The organism is Pseudomonas protegens, from assembly GCF_003732485.1.
Lineage (GTDB): Bacteria > Pseudomonadota > Gammaproteobacteria > Pseudomonadales > Pseudomonadaceae > Aquipseudomonas > Aquipseudomonas protegens_B.
Window position 1 is genome coordinate 146741 of the sequence record NZ_MOAK01000036.1, and the last position, 17125, is coordinate 163865.

Annotated in this window: 18 protein-coding genes; 13 read left to right on the forward strand and 5 right to left on the reverse strand. The window is 61.0% G+C overall.

Annotated features, from left to right (window positions below):
* The 11 genes from rsfS to BLX41_RS07615 all read left to right on the forward strand — a co-directional run.
* Positions 1–258 (forward strand): ribosome silencing factor (gene rsfS, locus BLX41_RS34710; RefSeq protein ID WP_259744525.1); only part of this gene is annotated, 258 nt, incomplete at its 5' end.
* A gap of 9 nt (positions 259–267) precedes the next feature.
* Positions 268–735 carry a 23S rRNA (pseudouridine(1915)-N(3))-methyltransferase RlmH gene (rlmH, locus tag BLX41_RS07570; protein WP_011063671.1) on the forward strand — a complete coding sequence of 156 codons (468 nt, stop codon included), beginning with the start codon at positions 268–270 and terminating at the stop codon, positions 733–735.
* Positions 736–747: 12 nt separating this feature from the next.
* Positions 748–2643, forward strand: a complete 1896-nt coding sequence (mrdA, locus tag BLX41_RS07575; protein ID WP_123724384.1) for a penicillin-binding protein 2 — start codon at positions 748–750, stop codon at positions 2641–2643.
* A 31-nt stretch (positions 2644–2674) separates the two neighbouring features.
* A complete protein-coding gene (gene rodA / locus BLX41_RS07580) occupies positions 2675–3778 on the forward strand; it encodes a rod shape-determining protein RodA (RefSeq protein WP_015637169.1) in 1104 nt (367 codons plus the stop codon).
* A gap of 5 nt (positions 3779–3783) precedes the next feature.
* Complete coding sequence (mltB, locus tag BLX41_RS07585) at positions 3784–4806, forward strand: lytic murein transglycosylase B (protein ID WP_185073441.1); 1023 nt, start codon at positions 3784–3786, stop codon at positions 4804–4806.
* Positions 4806–5807 (forward strand): septal ring lytic transglycosylase RlpA family protein, encoded by a 1002-nt coding sequence (locus BLX41_RS07590; RefSeq protein WP_123724386.1) that lies wholly within the window; start codon positions 4806–4808, stop codon positions 5805–5807. The genes mltB and BLX41_RS07590 overlap by 1 nt, the downstream gene beginning before the upstream one ends.
* Positions 5808–5984: 177 nt before the next feature.
* Complete coding sequence (locus BLX41_RS07595; RefSeq protein ID WP_025129298.1) at positions 5985–7142, forward strand: D-alanyl-D-alanine carboxypeptidase family protein; 1158 nt, start codon at positions 5985–5987, stop codon at positions 7140–7142.
* Positions 7143–7223: 81 nt separating this feature from the next.
* Complete coding sequence (locus tag BLX41_RS07600) at positions 7224–7499, forward strand: DUF493 domain-containing protein (protein ID WP_025129297.1); 276 nt, start codon at positions 7224–7226, stop codon at positions 7497–7499.
* Positions 7499–8146, forward strand: a complete 648-nt coding sequence (gene lipB / locus BLX41_RS07605; RefSeq protein WP_123724387.1) for a lipoyl(octanoyl) transferase LipB — start codon at positions 7499–7501, stop codon at positions 8144–8146. The genes BLX41_RS07600 and lipB overlap by 1 nt, the downstream gene beginning before the upstream one ends.
* Before the next feature lies 1 nt (position 8147).
* Positions 8148–9170, forward strand: a complete 1023-nt coding sequence (gene lipA, locus BLX41_RS07610) for a lipoyl synthase (protein ID WP_123724388.1) — start codon at positions 8148–8150, stop codon at positions 9168–9170.
* A gap of 150 nt (positions 9171–9320) precedes the next feature.
* Positions 9321–10268 (forward strand): S66 peptidase family protein, encoded by a 948-nt coding sequence (locus BLX41_RS07615; protein ID WP_123724389.1) that lies wholly within the window; start codon positions 9321–9323, stop codon positions 10266–10268.
* A 45-nt stretch (positions 10269–10313) separates the two neighbouring features.
* On the opposite strand, the gene BLX41_RS07620 is transcribed toward BLX41_RS07615, so the two are convergent.
* From BLX41_RS07620 to leuS, 5 genes are all read right to left on the reverse strand, one after another.
* Positions 10314–11636 carry a lytic murein transglycosylase gene (locus tag BLX41_RS07620; RefSeq protein ID WP_123724390.1) on the reverse strand — a complete coding sequence of 441 codons (1323 nt, stop codon included), beginning with the start codon at positions 11634–11636 and terminating at the stop codon, positions 10314–10316.
* A gap of 63 nt (positions 11637–11699) precedes the next feature.
* Positions 11700–11861, reverse strand: coding sequence for an alternative ribosome rescue factor ArfA (gene arfA / locus BLX41_RS07625; RefSeq protein WP_123724391.1), 162 nt, complete (start codon positions 11859–11861; stop codon positions 11700–11702).
* Between the two features lie 112 nt (positions 11862–11973).
* On the reverse strand, positions 11974–13011 hold the full coding sequence (gene holA / locus BLX41_RS07630) for a DNA polymerase III subunit delta (RefSeq protein WP_123724392.1): 1038 nt from the start codon (positions 13009–13011) through the stop codon (positions 11974–11976).
* A gap of 39 nt (positions 13012–13050) precedes the next feature.
* Entirely contained in the window at positions 13051–13656 is a 606-nt protein-coding gene (locus BLX41_RS07635; protein WP_123724393.1) for an LPS-assembly lipoprotein LptE, read from the reverse strand.
* An 89-nt stretch (positions 13657–13745) separates the two neighbouring features.
* Positions 13746–16352 carry a leucine--tRNA ligase gene (gene leuS / locus BLX41_RS07640; RefSeq protein ID WP_123724394.1) on the reverse strand — a complete coding sequence of 869 codons (2607 nt, stop codon included), beginning with the start codon at positions 16350–16352 and terminating at the stop codon, positions 13746–13748.
* A gap of 261 nt (positions 16353–16613) precedes the next feature.
* Between leuS and BLX41_RS34715 the strand changes: the two genes are divergently transcribed.
* Both BLX41_RS34715 and BLX41_RS37210 read left to right on the forward strand, forming a co-directional pair.
* Positions 16614–16934 carry a hypothetical protein gene (locus BLX41_RS34715; protein ID WP_123724395.1) on the forward strand — a complete coding sequence of 107 codons (321 nt, stop codon included), beginning with the start codon at positions 16614–16616 and terminating at the stop codon, positions 16932–16934.
* Positions 16935–17059: 125 nt separating this feature from the next.
* A partial coding sequence (locus tag BLX41_RS37210; protein WP_404942755.1) for a hypothetical protein occupies positions 17060–17125 on the forward strand: 66 nt, incomplete at its 3' end.

Genomic DNA, 17125 nt, shown 5'->3' on the forward strand with positions numbered 1-17125 from the left:
ATGCTGGAAAAGGTCCGCGAAATGGTCAAGGCCCAGGGCGTGCGCCCGTTGGGTGAAGAAGGCAAGGGCGACAGCGACTGGGTGCTGCTGGACCTGGACGACGTGATCGTGCACATGATGACCGCCTCGGCTCGTCAGTTCTACGACCTGGAGCGTCTGTGGCAGGGCGCCGAGCAGAGCCGCGCGGCCGATGGCAAGCACCACAGCCCGGAGCATGGCCACGAGCACTTCACCAAGCTCAACAAAGACCAGCAATAAGGGACGGCTGTGCGCCTGCGTCTGATCGCTGTCGGTTCACGCATGCCCAAGTGGGTGGAAGAGGGTTGGCACGAATATGCCAAGCGTCTGCCATCCGAGCTGGCGCTGGAACTGGTGGAAATTCCGCTCAATACCCGAGGCAAGAACGCCGACGTGGCTCGCTTCATCCGTCAGGAAGGCGAAGCCATGCTGGCCAAGGTCGGGCATAACGAGCGCATCGTCACTCTTGAGGTGCACGGCAAACCCTGGAGCACCGAGCAGTTGGCGGTGGAACTGGATCGTTGGCGTCTCGATTCGCGCACCGTGAATTTCATGGTTGGCGGCCCGGAAGGGCTGGCGCCGGAAGTCTGTGCGCGGGCCGATCAGCGCTGGTCGCTGTCGCCGCTGACCTTGCCGCACCCGCTGGTGCGGATTCTCATCGGTGAACAGCTGTATCGCGCCTGGACCGTGCTGTCCGGGCACCCTTACCACAAGTAGCCCGCGCCCCTCATGTCCCAGCCGATCCGCATCAAGGACCACGAAAAAGACGCCCGTCTGGTGCGTGGCCGGGTCGTGTTCGGCGCCATCATGGTGGTCTGCCTGATCGGCGTGCTGATTGCCCGGTTGTATTACCTGCAGGTGATCCAGTACGACTATCACTCCACGCTGTCGGAGAACAATCGGGTGCATGTGCAGCCGATTCCCCCGACTCGCGGACTGATTTTTGACCGCAATGGCGTGGTGGTGGCGGACAACCGCCCCAGCTTCAGCTTGAGCATGACCCGCGAGCGTTCCGGCGATTGGCAGCAGGTGCTCGATGTGATCGTCGAGGTACTGGAACTGACCCCGGAAGACCGGGTGCTGTTCGAAAAGCGCATGAAGCAGGGGCGGCGCCCCTTCGAGCCGGTGCCGATCCTGTTCGAGTTGACGGAAGAGCAGATTGCCCGCATTGCGGTGAACCAGTTCCGTCTGCCCGGGGTGGAAGTGGTTGCTCAACTGGTCCGGCATTACCCTCAGGGAGCGCACTTTGCGCACTCCGTGGGCTATATGGGACGGATCAACGAGAAAGAGCTGAAGTCCCTGGACCCAGTGAACTACAGCGGCACCCACCATATCGGCAAGACTGGTATCGAACGCTTCTACGAGCCGGAACTGCATGGCCAGGTGGGTTACGAAGAAGTTGAAACCAACGCCCGTGGTCGGGTTCTGCGGGTGCTCAAGCGCACCGACCCGATTCCCGGCAAGGACATTGTCCTGAGCCTGGATATCAAGCTGCAGGAGGCCGCGGAACTGGCCCTGGGCGGCCGCCGCGGTGCGGTGGTGGCACTGGACCCGAGCACCGGTGAAGTCCTGGCGATGGTCAGCCAGCCGAGTTTCGATCCGAACCTGTTCGTCACGGGTATCAGCTTCAAGGCTTACGCTGAATTGCGTGATTCCATCGATCGGCCGCTGTTCAACCGGGTACTGCGTGGTCTTTACCCGCCGGGTTCCACCATCAAGCCGGCGGTGGCGATTGCCGGGCTGGATGCCGGGGTGGTGACGGCTTCGACCCGAGTCTACGACCCGGGTTACTACCAACTGCCCAATTACGATCACAAGTACCGCAACTGGAACCGTACCGGTGACGGTTATGTCGACCTGGACACCGCGATCATGCGGTCCAACGACACCTATTTCTATGACCTGGCCCACAAGCTGGGGATCGATCGGCTCTCGGCCTACATGACCAAGTTCGGCATCGGCCAAAAGGTCTCCCTGGACATGTTCGAGGAGTCCCCCGGGCTGATGCCGACCCGCGAGTGGAAGCGCGCCACCCGGCGTCAGGCCTGGTTCCCGGGAGAAACCCTGATTCTCGGGATCGGTCAGGGCTACATGCAGTCGACGCCGTTGCAACTGGCCCAGGCTACCGCTCTGGTTGCCAGCAAAGGCAAGTGGAGCCGGCCGCATCTGGCCAAGAGCATCGAGGGTGAGAAGCCCGTGGATCACAACCCGATGCCGGACATTGTCCTGCGTGACCCGTCGGACTGGATGAAGGTCAACCACGGCATGCAGCAGGTGATGCACGGCGCCCGAGGCACTGCGCGCAAGGCTGCGGTCGGTTCGCAGTACCGGATTGCCGGCAAGAGCGGTACCGCCCAGGTGGTGGCGATCAAGCAGGGCGAGAAATACGACCGCTCCAAGGTTCAGGAGCGGCATCGCGACCACGCGCTGTTTGTCGGCTTCGCCCCGGCGGAAAACCCCAGGATCGTGGTCTCGGTCATGGTCGAGAACGGTGAGTCGGGCTCCGGCGTCGCGGCCCCCGTGGTGCGTCAGGTGATGGATGCCTGGCTTCTCGGCCAGGACGGCCAGCTCAAGCCCGAGTTCGCCAGCCCTATCAGCGCGGAGGCTACGGCCCGTGAAGAGTAATTTTGACCGCATCCTCTCCAGTGAGGATGTGATGCGCCGTCGCGCGACGCTGTTGCAGCGCCTGCATATCGACGGCCCGCTATTGGTGCTGTTGCTGACCTTGGCCGCCGGCAGCCTGTTCGTGCTGTATTCGGCCAGTGGCAAGAGTTGGGATCTGCTGGCCAAGCAGGCCACGTCCTTCGGCATTGGCTTGGTGTCGATGATTGTCATCGCCCAGTTCGAGCCACGTTTCATGGCGCGCTGGGTGCCCCTGGGATATGTGTTCGGCGTGGTATTGCTGGTGGTGGTGGACGTCATGGGCCACAACGCCATGGGCGCAACTCGCTGGATCAACATTCCTGGGGTGATTCGCTTCCAGCCGTCGGAGTTCATGAAGATCATCATGCCGGCGACCATCGCCTGGTACCTGTCCAAGCGCACCCTGCCGCCCCATCTCAAGCATGTGGGGATCAGCCTGGTGCTGATTGGCATTCCGTTCATCCTGATCGTGCGTCAGCCTGACCTGGGTACGGCCTTGCTGATCCTGGCCGGTGGCACCTTCGTGTTGTTCATGGGCGGGCTGCGCTGGCGCTGGATTCTGAGTGTGCTGGCGGCCGCGGTGCCGGTGGCGATCGCCATGTGGTTCTTCATCATGCATGACTACCAGAAACAGCGAATCCTGACTTTTCTCGACCCCGAGAGCGATCCTCTGGGCACGGGTTGGAACATTATCCAGTCCAAGGCGGCCATCGGTTCCGGCGGGGTTTTTGGCAAGGGCTGGCTGCTGGGGACGCAGTCGCACCTGGACTTTCTGCCGGAGAGCCACACCGACTTCATTATTGCGGTCATGGGCGAGGAGTTCGGCCTGGTGGGCATTTGCGCGCTGTTGCTGATCTACCTGCTGCTGATCGGGCGTGGGTTGGTGATTACTGCCCAGGCACAGACATTGTTCGGCAAGTTGCTCGCGGGCAGCCTGACCATGACGTTTTTTGTTTACGTTTTCGTCAACATAGGTATGGTCAGTGGCTTGTTGCCGGTAGTGGGGGTTCCGTTGCCGTTCATTAGCTACGGAGGAACTTCGCTGGTGACGCTACTGTCAGCGTTTGGGGTTTTGATGTCGATCCATACCCATCGCAAGTGGATCGCGCAGGTTTGATTAAGGTGAAGAATTCAATGCAAGTAATGCGTGGCTGGGCTGCTCGGCATGCGCCGTGGGTCGGCCTGGTAAGCATCCTTGGTGCAGCGCAACCCGCGTTCGCCGGTGATTACGAAGGTTCGCCGCAAGTGGCCGAATTCGTTGGCGAAATGACTCGGGACTATGGTTTCGCCGGGGAACAGCTGATGGGCGTGTTCCGCGAGGCCGAGCGCAAGCAATCGATTCTTGACGCCATCTCCCGGCCTGCCGAGCGGGTCAAGCAGTGGAAGGAATATCGGCCGATGTTCATCACCGACGCGCGTATTGCCCGTGGTGTGGATTTCTGGCGCCAGCATGAAGCTGTTCTGGCTCGCGCCGAGCAGGAATATGGCGTGCCGGCCCAGGTTATCGTGTCGATCATCGGCGTTGAGACCTTTTTTGGGCGTAATACCGGTAATTACCGGGTGATCGATGCTTTATCTACCCTGGGCTTCGATTATCCGCCCCGTGCGGAATTCTTCCGCAAGGAGCTGCGCGAATTCCTGTTGCTGGCCCGTGAAGAGCAGCTCGATCCGCTGAGCCTCAAGGGCTCCTACGCAGGAGCCATGGGCCTGCCGCAGTTCATGCCGAGCAGTTTCCGCGCCTATGCGGTGGATTTCGACGGTGATGGCCACATTAATATCTGGACCAACCCGGACGATGCCATCGGCAGTGTCGCCAGTTACTTCAAGCGTCATGGCTGGGTAGCCGGCGAGCCGGTGGTGAGTCGTGCCGATGTGCGTGGCGATCGCGTGGACGAAGGCTTGACCACAGGGATCGAGCCGACCAAGACGGTCGGGGAGTTGCGGGCCTTGGGCTGGTCGAGTCATGATGCGCTGCGCGATGATATGCCGGTCACCGCTTTCCGTCTGGAAGGTGACAGTGGCCCGGAATACTGGATGGGCCTGAAGAACTTTTATGCGATCACTCGCTATAACCGCAGCGTGATGTATGCCATGGCCGTACATCAGTTGTCTGAACAACTGGTCCAAGCACGGGGCGTCAAGTAATGCTGGCAATGCCAATCCACAAACCCCTGAAGCTGGTGGCTTTTGCCGCGTTGTCCTTGTTGTTGGTCAGTTGCTCGACGAGTCGCTCGCCGCAACAGAAGTCCTCGAGTGGCGTGCGTTCCATGCCTGGCCTGGACGTCAACCGCGCCCACAAGGATGGCGCACCCTGGTGGGACGTCGACGTCTCGCGCATTCCCGATGCGACCCCGACCCTGCACACCGGCCCGTACAAGGCCAACCCCTATACGGTGCTGGGCAAGACCTATTTCCCCATCCAGGAATCCAAGAACTACGTGGCCTCTGGCACGGCGTCCTGGTACGGCACCAAGTTCCATGGTCAGAACACCGCCAATGGCGAGGTCTATGACCTTTACGGCATGAGTGCCGCACACAAGACATTGCCGTTGCCCAGTTACGTGAAGGTCACCAACCTGGACAACAATCGCAGCGTGATCCTGCGGGTCAACGATCGCGGTCCGTTCTACTCCGACCGTATCATCGACCTGTCCTACGCTGCGGCAAAGAAGCTCGGCTATGCCGAGACAGGCACCGCTCGGGTCAAGGTTGAGGGCATCGATCCGCAGCAATGGTGGGCCCAGCGTGGCCGTCCGGCGCCGTTGATGCTCAATGAGCCGCAAGTGGCGCAGAATAGCGCGCCGGTGATCACGGCTTCGGCCGGTACTGTTGAGCAATGGACGCCGCCGCCCCAGCAACACGCTGCCGCGGTGGTTCCCGTACAAGTGAAAAACACCGCTGTAGCGGCCTCTGGCCAGTACCTGCAGGTGGGTGCCTTCGCCAATCCTGACGCTGCCGAGCTGTTGAGGTCGAAGTTGAGTGGCATGGTGAGCGCCCCGGTGTTCATCAGCTCGATCGTACGTAATCAGCAGACGCTGCACCGGGTGCGCCTGGGGCCATTCGGCACGCCGGGTGAGGCTCAGCAAGCGCAGAACAGCGTGCGCTTGGCTAATCTTGGCCAGCCCAGCGTGGTCACTGCCGAGTAAGAAGATTGAAGGTCCGCTTGCGGTATTGGGGGGCAGACCCTGGTTGTTGGCTCGTCGAACAACAAAAGCCCGGCAAGGGTCAGTGAGTGAACAACTGCACACGCGACAGCCCTTTAGAAGGCTGTCTGAAATAGTTTTGCCCTCGGGCAAGTTTCCATTAGCAACTTCGAGAGACGGATGAACATCACCACCTTTGCCAAACGCCTGTGCCTGCTTGTCCCGCTGATCATCACGCCCGCCGCTTGGGCGGTCGAAGCGATGCCGTCGCCACCGCAACTGGCCGCCAAATCCTATGTGCTCATGGACGCCAGCAGCGGTAACGTGCTGGTGGAGAACAATGGTGACCAGCGCCTGCCGCCGGCCAGCCTGACCAAGCTGATGACCGCCTACATCGCGACCTTGGAAATCCGTCGCGGCCAGATCGGCGAGAACGATCCGGTGACCGTCAGCGAGAACGCCTGGCGTACCGGCGGGTCGCGGATGTTCATCAAGGTGGGTTCGCAAGTCACCGTCAGCGACTTGCTGCACGGCATCATCATTCAGTCCGGTAACGACGCCAGCGTTGCGGTTTCCGAGCACATTGCCGGCAGCGAAGACGCCTTTGCCGACATGATGAACAAGACGGCTACCGATCTGGGCATGAGCAACAGCCACTTCATGAACCCGACCGGTCTGCCGAACCCTGAGCACTACTCGTCGGCTCACGACATGGCCGTGCTGGCTCGCGCGATCATCCACGAAGACCCTGCCCACTATGCGATCTACTCGCAGAAGGAGTTCTTCTGGAACGGCATCAAGCAACCTAACCGTAACCTGCTGCTGTGGCGCGACAAGACCGTCGATGGTCTGAAAACCGGCCACACCGATGAAGCCGGCTATTGCATGGTGTCTTCGGCAGTACGTGATGGCATGCGTCTGATCGCCGTGGTGTTCGGCACCAACAGCGAACAGGCTCGCGCCGCTGAAACCCAGAAGCTGCTGACCTACGGTTTCCGTTTCTTCGAAACCCAGACTTTCTACCAGAAAGGCACTGAGCTGGCTCAGGCGCCGGTGTGGAAGGGCACCACTCATCAGGTCAAGGCCGGTCTGGCTGAAGATCTGACCATGACGATGCCTAAAGGCCAGTTGAAAAAGCTCGCCGCCAGCATGACCATGAACCCGCAACTGGTTGCGCCGATCGCCAAGGGCGACGTGATTGGTAAAGTCGAAGTGAAACTGGACGACAAGGTGGTGCACAGCGCTGACCTGATCGCCCTGGAAGCGGTCGACGAAGGTGGTATCTTCCGCCGCATGTGGGATAGCATCCGTCTATTCTTCTACGGCTTGTTCAACTGATATTGTCGACCCGCGTGGCCCTCGCTCTTAAGTAGAGTGGGGGTCATGTCCGTCGCCACGGCTTACGAGGCCGTTACTGCCATGACAGACACTGACGTTAAGTCGCACAAGATTGAATTCCCCGTCGATGACTATCCGATCAAGGTGATCGGTGACACGGTTGTCGGCTTCAAGGACACCGTGATCGAGATACTTGCCAAGTACGCCACCCTGGACATCAAGTCCCTGGCCGAGCGTCAGAGCAGCAACGGCAAGTACACCACGGTACAACTGCACATCACCGCCACCGGTGAAGACCAACTGCGTGATATCAATAGTGCCCTGCGTGCTACCGGTGTCGTCCACATGGTGCTGTGATGCCGCAAACGCTGGGCTTTCGTGAGCTTGGCCTGATGGCTTACGAGCCGGTCTGGCATGCCATGCAGCGTTTTACCAATGAACGCGGCACCAGTGCACCGGACGAGGTCTGGCTGGTGCAGCATCCACAGGTATTCACTCAGGGTCAGGCGGGCAAGGCCGAGCACCTGTTGCTTCCGGGGGATATCCCGGTGGTGCAGGTGGATCGTGGCGGTCAGGTGACCTATCACGGGCCGGGCCAATTGGTCGCCTATCTGTTGCTGGACGTGCGCAGGCTGGGATTCGGTGTACGAGATCTGGTCAGTCGCATGGAACAGTGCTTGGTGGAGCTGCTGGCCAGTTATGGCGTAGCGGCAGCGGCCAAGCCCGATGCACCGGGTGTCTACGTCAATGGGGCGAAAATCGCTTCCCTGGGCCTGCGTATCCGTCACGGATGCTCCTTTCACGGTCTGGCCTTGAACGTGGACATGGATTTGCAGCCGTTTCGACGGATTAACCCCTGTGGTTATGCCGGGTTGGCGATGACCCAGCTAAGCGACCATGCAGGGCCGATTGAATTTGCCGAGGTAAGTGCCCGGCTGCGTGCGCAGCTCGTCAAACACCTCGACTATGCTGAGCAGACGACCCTAACGGGCGGAATCGACTGATATGACTACTGCGCAAGACGCTGTTCAAACCCTGATCCCGACGGTGGATGTCTCCGAGCGGGCGCCACGTCCGAAAGTTGAAGCCGGCGTCAAATTGCGCGGTGCGGAAAAGGTTGCGCGCATTCCGGTGAAGATCATTCCGACCACCGAACTGCCGAAGAAACCGGACTGGATCCGGGTGCGTATTCCGGTATCCCCGGAAGTCGACCGGATCAAGCAACTGCTGCGCAAGCACAAGCTGCACAGCGTTTGCGAAGAAGCATCCTGCCCTAACCTGGGCGAATGTTTCTCCGGCGGTACCGCGACCTTCATGATCATGGGCGACATCTGCACCCGTCGCTGCCCGTTCTGTGACGTTGGCCACGGCCGTCCGAAACCTCTGGATGTCGACGAGCCGATGAACCTGGCAGTGGCCATCGCCGATCTGCGCCTGAAGTATGTGGTGATCACTTCGGTGGACCGCGATGACCTGCGTGACGGCGGTGCTCAGCACTTTGCCGACTGCATTCGCGAGATCCGCAAGCTGTCGCCTAACGTGCAGTTGGAAACCCTGGTGCCCGACTACCGCGGTCGTATGGATGTAGCCCTGGAAATCACCGCTGCCACGCCACCGGATGTGTTCAACCACAACCTGGAAACCGTGCCGCGCCTGTACAAGGCTGCCCGTCCGGGCTCGGACTACCAGTGGTCGCTGACCCTGCTGCAGAAATTCAAGCAACTGGTGCCTCATGTACCGACCAAGTCCGGTTTGATGCTGGGCCTGGGCGAAACCGACGACGAAGTCATCGAAGTCATGAAGCGCATGCGTGAGCACGACATCGACATGCTGACCCTTGGCCAGTACCTGCAGCCGTCCCGCAACCACTTGCCGGTTCAGCGCTTCGTGCACCCGGATACCTTTGCCTGGTTTGCCGAGGAAGGCTACAAGATGGGCTTCAAGAATGTCGCTTCGGGCCCGCTGGTACGTTCCTCGTATCACGCCGACGAGCAAGCGAAACTGGCCAAGGCAGGCCTGGTTTCCTGATTCACCTGCCCGCAAGGCGCGAGCCTTGCGGGCGGTTCCCCGCTCTACTGAGCACTTGTGCTGCTCCCCCCCGCTTTTTGATTCCGACTCTTCTGTTTGACGCCATTCATGGCTACTGTGCTCGAGTGAATTCACACAGGGAGAATCTGCATGCCTATCCAACCAACTGCTGCCTTGAACGCCCACCTGCCGGTGCCGGCGCTGGCAGCGGAAGGCGTCATCGGCCTTATTGCACCCGCCGGTCCCGCAGCGCTGGATACTGAGAAAGCCCACCAATGGATGCGTTCCCGGGGGTACGCACTGCGGATCTTCCCCGGGGTCGGGTTGCAGGAGGGGTATCTGGCCGGCAGCGATGAAGCACGCCTGAAAGACTTGCATGATGCTTTTGCCGACAGTGATATCGACGCCATCCTGTGTCTGCGTGGCGGCTATGGCAGCCCACGCCTGCTGGACAAGATCGACTTCGATCTGTTGCGGCGCAATCCCAAGCCCTTTGTTGGCTACAGCGATATCACTGCTCTGCACCTGGCGATCAACCGTTATGCCGGCTTTGTGAGCTTTCACGGGCCGATGCTCAATGCCGACCTTCTGGGCGACAAGCAGGCACCCACCGAAGCGTCCTTTTTCAATCTGCTTCGAGGTCAGGTCAGGGCTGGCAGCCTGCTGCCCCATCCGGTGGCATTCCCCTTGACCACCATCGAGCCGGGTATCGCCTTGGGCTCTTTGCTGGGCGGGAATCTGTCGATGATCGCCAGTACCCTTGGCACCCCGTATGAGATCAACACCGACGGTATTATCCTGTTCATCGAGGACGTCAACGAACCGCTGTACCGCATAGATCGCCTGCTCAATCACCTGCGCCTGGCTGGCAAGCTGAGCAAGCTGCGCGGGGTGTTGGTGGGGGATGTGGCCGGTGTGGACTTCAACGCGCTGTGCGGCCTGCTGAAACAGACCTTCGAGCCGCTGAGGATTCCGGTGCTGGCGGGATGGCGCAGTGGCCATTGCAACCCCAACCTGACCTTGCCCATGGGCGCGCTGGTCAGGCTGGATGCCGGGGCCAGAGAGCTGACCCTGGCTCAGGACGTGGTCTTCAAGTAGCAGGGAGCCGGCGAGGGGAGTGGTTTTCCTGCGCCGGGCCATTAGCTAGCGATTGCGCAGGCTTTCCAGCAACTTGTGGGTCGGATAGCCATCTGCGGGCCAGCCCAGTGCTTGCTGGGCGTTGCGAATGGCCTTGCGGGTGTTGGCGCCGATGATGCCGTCGGGATTGCCGGCGTCGTAGTTGTTGGCGCTGAGCAGGGTTTGCAGTTCGATGCGCTCGGACCGGCTCAGGGGCAGATCGTCCTTGGGCCAGCTGCCGCTGATCTGCCCGGCTCCGCCGAAGCGCTGGGAGAGCAGGTTCACCGCCAGGGCATAGGACGAGGAGTTGTTGTACTTCAGTACTGCCCGGAAGTTGTCCAGGATCAGGAACGCCGGGCCGCGGTAACCTGCCGGCAAGAGCAGCGAAGCCGAGAGTTGTTCCGAACCATAAGGCAGCGCCTTGCCATTGGCCGGTGTCATGCCCAAGCGCATCCACTCGCCCACGGTCTTGCGGGTGGAGGCATCGGCCAGGGCATAGTCGAAACCACTGTTGAGCTGCACTTCAAGGCCCCAGGGTTGTCCCTGCTGCCAGCCCGAACTCTGCAGGTAGTGCGCGGTGGAGGCCAGCGCATCGGCCGGGCTGTTCCAGATATCCCGGCGGCCATCGCCGTCGAAGTCTACGGCGTGGGTGTTGTAGGTGGTGGGAATGAACTGGGTCTGGCCCATTGCGCCAGCCCAGGAGCCAAGCATCTTCTCTGGCTGGATATCACCGTGCTGGATGATCTGCAACGCGGCGATCAACTGGCTGTTGGCGAAGGCCGGGCGCCGGCCTTCATAGGCCAGAGTGGCCAACGATCGAATCACCGATTTGTTGCCCTGGAAGTCGCCGAAGTTGCTTTCCATGCCCCAGACCGCCACCAATGCCTGGCGGTCCACGCCGTAGCGCTGTTCGATCCGTTGCAGGATGTCGCTGTACTGCACTAGCAGTGCCTGACCCTTGCGTACTCGTACCGGTGACAGCGCTCCCTCGAGGTATTCCCACACGGGTCGGCTGAACTCAGGCTGGCTGCGATCGGCCTTGATCACACTCATGTCCGGGGTCACGCCGGCAAAGGCGCGATCAAATACTTCGGCACGGATACCGGCGCCCAAGGCTTCGGCACGGAAGGCGTTCAACCATTGGTCAAAGGTCTGGGTGGGCTGGATATCCAGGTTGTCGACAGTCAATGGCGCGACAGTGGCAGGTGCGGCAAGAGGGGCTGCCTGGAGGTTGGGCAGCGGCTGGGCGTCGGCGGCGGTGGGTTTTTCCGCGCAGGCGACTAGCAGAACAAGGCTGGAGGCAGCGATCAGTTGGCGCATGTGCCAACGACGGGAAAGACAAAAGGGCATGCACGGGTCCAGAGAGAATAACAATCAGGTGCAGACCTTATCATGCCGGCGGGGTTCTGGGCTTCAGGCAGCCAGAAAGTAAGAAGCCTCCCAGCTTTTAGACTGGAAGGCTTCGCGGCGGTAGCTGCCTTTGCCCTTGGTCGGGCGTTCCTGGCGGCTGCGGAACAGTGGCTGGGCGATGATGGACTTGGCCTTGTTGGGGCCATGCTTGGATGGCTTGCTCATGCTGAGTACTCACTTTGGGAAGGAGGTGTTGCGGCGCAGATCATCGGCCAGAGTGGGGCCGCTGTCCAGCACAGTGGCTGCAGAAAATTGTAAGCGGGATTGGTTGGCAGGCTTACTCGGCCGCAAGTGCCAGGCGCTGGCCAGCCATCAGTAGCGATAAGCGGCTCAGGCTGCTCCAGGGCGATCCACTGGCCTGCCCCTTGATCTGCGCATCGATGCGCTGAGCATCCAGCAACAGTTGGCCCCAGCGTTGCGCGGAATAGCGCTGCAGGGCTTTGCTCATCAGAGGTTTGCGTTTGTCCCAGACGGGCGGCCGAGCCTGACTGAAGACCTTGTCCAATGGCACGCCCTGGCTGAACTGCAGGGCCAGGTTGGCCAGCAGGCGCAGTTCCCGGGACAGCGCCCAGAGAATCACCGGCGGTTCCACGCCTTCGCCGCGCAAGCCTTCCAGCATGCGCAGGGCATGGGCGGCCTCACCATTGAGGATGGCGTCCACCAGGCCGAATACGTCAAAGCGGGCACTGTCGGCCACCGCCGCCTGTACCGTTTCGACGGTGATCTGCCCGCCTTCGGCCATCAGCTTGAGCTTTTCGATTTCCTGGGCGGCCGCCAGCAGGTTGCCTTCTACCCGGGCGGCGATCAGTTCGACGGCATCCTGGTTGGCGGACAAGCCGGCCTGGGACAGGCGCTGGCGAATCCACTGCGGCAGCTGGTTGGCATCCACCGGCCAGATCTGTACGAACTGAGTCTGGGCGCCTTCGACCAGGGCCTTGCCCCATTTGGTTTTCTGCGCGCTGCCGTCGAGCTTGGGCAGGCTGATCAACAGCACCGTGTCCTCGGCCGGACGCGAGCAGTATTCGATCAGTGCTGCCGCGCCCTTGTCCCCAGGCTTGCCCGAAGGCAGGCGCAGTTCCAGCAGGCGCTTTTCTGCGAACAGCGACATGCTGGCCCCTGCTTGCAGCAGAGTGCCCCAGTCGAAGCTGGCATCGGCGCTGAACACCTGGCGCTCGTCGAACCCCTGCTGGCGTACGGCAGAGCGAATGGCGTCGGCGGCTTCCTGACACAGCAGGGGATCGTCGCCGCTGATCACGTAGACCGGCGCTAGAGTGCCTTGCAGGTGTTTGCCGAGTTGGGCGGGGGCGAGTTTCATAGGCGGGGGCCAGAGGGGCGCCTGAGCGCCCCGCAAGGCTTACTGGTTCGGCAGTTCCAAGGGAGACTGTTGCGGAGTTTCCGCCTCAGCCTTGCGTGCGGCTTCCAGGGCCTCGGCTTCTGCCTTGGCTTTGGCCTCGGCGGTGGCCTGCAGTTGAGCAAGCTGTTCCGGGGTCAGCAGTTGCAGACGGATCAGCATGCGCTGAATCAGGTCGCGACGCATTTCCTTGCGGGTTTCAGACGATTCCTGATCCGAGCCGGTGATGTTGTTGCCGTCATGCAGGAAGACTTTCTGCACTTCCAGCTTGTCATCGAGCAGGTGCAGATTGTCGTGAGTCAGGATCTCGTACCTGAGCGTGGTGCTGACCTCGTATTCGGCCGAGCTGCCACCGCCGGTGTAGCTGAGCGTGCGCTGGGAGTTTTCCTCATTCAGCAGCACCAGCTTGTAGGGCGCGCCGGCATGGACCCGTACGCCACTGTTTTCCAGTTGCTGCTGGAGCATTTTCACGGTGGTGCCGTAGGCGTCCCGAGCGCTCAGGTCGAGCTCCTTGATGGTCAGCTCCTGGGTTCCGGTGCCGCGCAGCTGGAAGCCACAGGCGCTCAGCAGCACGGCCAGGCCCATCACCAGCAGGTTACGTTTGATCATGTATTGCTCCCCTTGAAACCATGTGGGCCAACCTTGTGGCCCTGAAGGTTTTGTTCGGCGCCCGGTCCCGGACCGGGCGCCTGATCCAATTAGCTGGCGACGATGTTGACCAGCTTGCCCGGCACCACGATGACCTTGCGGATGGTCAGACCTTCGGTGAAGCGCAGCACGTTCTCGTTGTTGCGCGCCGCGGCCTCGACTTCTTCACGGCTGGCGCTGGCCGGCATTTCGATCTGGCCGCGCAGCTTGCCGTTGACCTGGATGACCAGTTGCAGGCTGTCCTGCACCAGCGCGCTTTCATCCAGCACCGGCCAGCCGGCGTCGATCACCGGGTCGGCGTGACCCAGGCGATTCCACAGTTCGTGGCTGATGTGCGGGGTGATCGGCGCCAGCAGCAAGGTCACGGTTTCCAGACCTTCCTGAACCAGTGCGCGATCCTGCTCGGTACCTTGCGGGGCTTTTTCCAACACGTTCATCAACGTCATCACCTGGGCGATGGCGGTGTTGAATTTGTGGTTCTGGCCCACGTCGTGGCTGGCCTGCTTGATGGCTTGGTGGATCGAGCGGCGAGTGGCTTTCTGCTCGTCGCTCAGGCTGGCGATGTCCAGTGTGCCCGGCAGGCCCTGGGTGACGTGGGCTTGAGCCAGACGCCAGACGCGCTTGAGGAAACGGTGCGAGCCTTCAACGCCGGAGTCCGACCATTCGGCGCTCATGTCAGGTGGCGAGGCGAACATCATGAACAGGCGGCAGGTGTCTGCGCCGAACTGGTCAATCATCGACTGTGGGTCGACGCCGTTGTTCTTCGACTTGGCCATCTTCTCGGTGCCGCCGATTTCCACCGGCAGGCCGTCTGCGATCAGCTTGGCGCTGATGACCTTGGCCTTGCTGTCGCGTTCGAGTTCGACGTCCGCTGGGTTGAACCAGGTGTAGGCACCGTTGGCTTCACGACGGTAGTAGGTCTCGGCGATCACCATGCCTTGGGTCAACAGGTTCTTGAATGGCTCGTTGGAGCTCACCAGGCCTTCGTCACGCATCAGCTTGTGGAAGAAACGCGCGTAGAGCAGGTGCAGGATGGCGTGTTCGATACCGCCGATGTACTGGTCCACCGGGAGCCAATGGTCAGCTGCCGATTTTTCCACCAGGCCGCCTTCATAGTGCGGCGAGGCGTAGCGGGCGTAGTACCACGACGATTCGACGAAGGTGTCCATGGTGTCGGTTTCACGCTTGGCTGGTGCGCCGCATTTCGGGCAACTGCACTCGTAGAACTCGGGCATGCGTGCCAGGGGCGAACCGGCGCCGTCCGGCACCACATCTTCCGGCAACACGACCGGCAATTGGTCTTCCGGCACCGGCACATCGCCGCAGCTGTCGCAGTGGATGATCGGGATCGGGCAGCCCCAGTAGCGCTGGCGGCTGATGCCCCAATCCCGCAGGCGGAACTGGGTGCGCGATTGGCCGAGGTTCTTCTTCAGCAGGGCCACTTCGATTGCGTCGAACGCGCCAGGGAAGTCCAGGCCGTTGAATTCGCCGGAGTTGATCAGTTCACCGTGTTCGCCGTAAGCATCCTGCCATGGGGCTGGGGTCTCATCGCCGGCACTGGTGCGCACCACGGCCTTGATCGGCAGGCTGTACTTGCTGGCGAATTCGAAGTCGCGCTCATCGTGGGCCGGCACGGCCATTACTGCGCCATCGCCATAGTGCATCAGCACGTAGTTGGCGACCCAGACCGGGAGCTTCTCGCCGGTCAGTGGGTGCTCGACGAACAGCGAGGTCGGCAGGCCCTTTTTCTCCTGGGTCGCCATGTCGGCTTCGGCAACGCTGCCGCCTTTGCATTCGGCAATGAACGCCTGCAGCTCGGGGTTGTTCTGTGCGGCCAGGGTGGCCAGCGGGTGTTCGGCCGCTACGGCAACGTAGGTCGCGCCCATCAGGGTGTCCGGACGGGTGGTAAAGACTTTCAGGGTGCCGGTTTCGCCGATCGACGCCTGGTCGTAGGGGAACTGCACTTCCATGCCACGGGACTTGCCGATCCAGTTGCGTTGCATGGTCTTGACCTGCTCGGGCCAGCCCGGCAGCTCGTCGAGACTCTCCAGCAACTCATCCGCGTAGGCGGTGATCTTGAAGTAGTACATCGGAATTTCGCGCTTTTCGATCAGCGCGCCGGAGCGCCAGCCGCGGCCATCGATCACCTGTTCGTTGGCCAGGACGGTCTGGTCGACCGGGTCCCAGTTCACGGTACCGTTCTTACGGTAGATCACGCCTTTTTCGAACAGGCGGGTGAACAGCCACTGCTCCCAGCGGTAGTAGTCCGGCTTGCAGGTGGTGACCTCACGGGACCAGTCCACCGCCAGGCCCAGGCTGCGCAGCTGGGTCTTCATGTAGGCGATGTTTTCGTAGGTCCATTTGGCCGGTGCGACGTTGTTCTTCATCGCGGCGTTTTCCGCCGGCATGCCGAAGGCGTCCCAACCCATGGGCTGAAGGACGTTCTTGCCTTGCATGCGCTGGTAGCGGGAAATCACGTCGCCGATGGTGTAGTTGCGCACGTGCCCCATGTGTAGCTTGCCGCTGGGGTAAGGGAACATCGATAGGCAGTAGTAAGTTTCCTTGCCTGGCTGTTCACTGACTTCAAAGGACTTTTGCTCATCCCAGAACGACTGGGCGGCGGCTTCGATTTCACGGGGCTGATAGTGTTCGTGCATGGCTACTTTTGTACTGAATAGGGGTGGCCTAATCCTCTTCAACGCAACCTCGGGTGGTGATGGCGCCAAATACGGCGTTTTTTCAGTGCCCGGTGGAGCTGGAAGTGGAGTTACAGGAAGCGCCGTAGCATACATGACCGCACTCTGCGGAGGGAAACCCTGATTGCTCGCGCGGGCCGTTGGTCGCGGCGGCGCGTCGCTTTCAGCTGTCCGACTAAGCTCAAAAAGGGGAGTGATTCTTATCTTCGATGAGGTGAACGGATGCTTGAATCGCAGCGAAAAGTTACAGAGCCTGAGGTGTATGAACGGCTGTTGAATCGGCTGGCTCTGGCCCTGGATGCGGCAAGAACCGCGGATCGACTGCGCAATGAGCGGCCGGTCGAGTTGGAGCTGCGGGGTTTGAGCCGTGCTGAGTTCGAATTGATCAGGGCCTACCTGGCCCGCAGTCAGCATGAAATGCAGGTCAATGTATCGGGCAGCCTGCAACACCAGGAGCTGCCCCGTTCGGCCAAGGTCATTTGGTTGAAGGATCAGGTGCCCGTCAGGGATTCGGTAAAAGTCCGGTCCCAGCAGTTCAAGTAGGTTCCGAGCCCTTTATTGGCTTGAACGAGGTGGTTGCCGAGGATCTCGAAAGCAAAAGTGCCTGGCAGCGGTTGTTGCCGCGTGGGTATCCCCTTTAGGCTTCGAGCATCTTTTGGAGATGCTCGATGCCTTTTCGCTATTTCATCAAACAGTTGCTGCTGCCGCCCGGCATTCTCTTGTTGTTGCTTCTG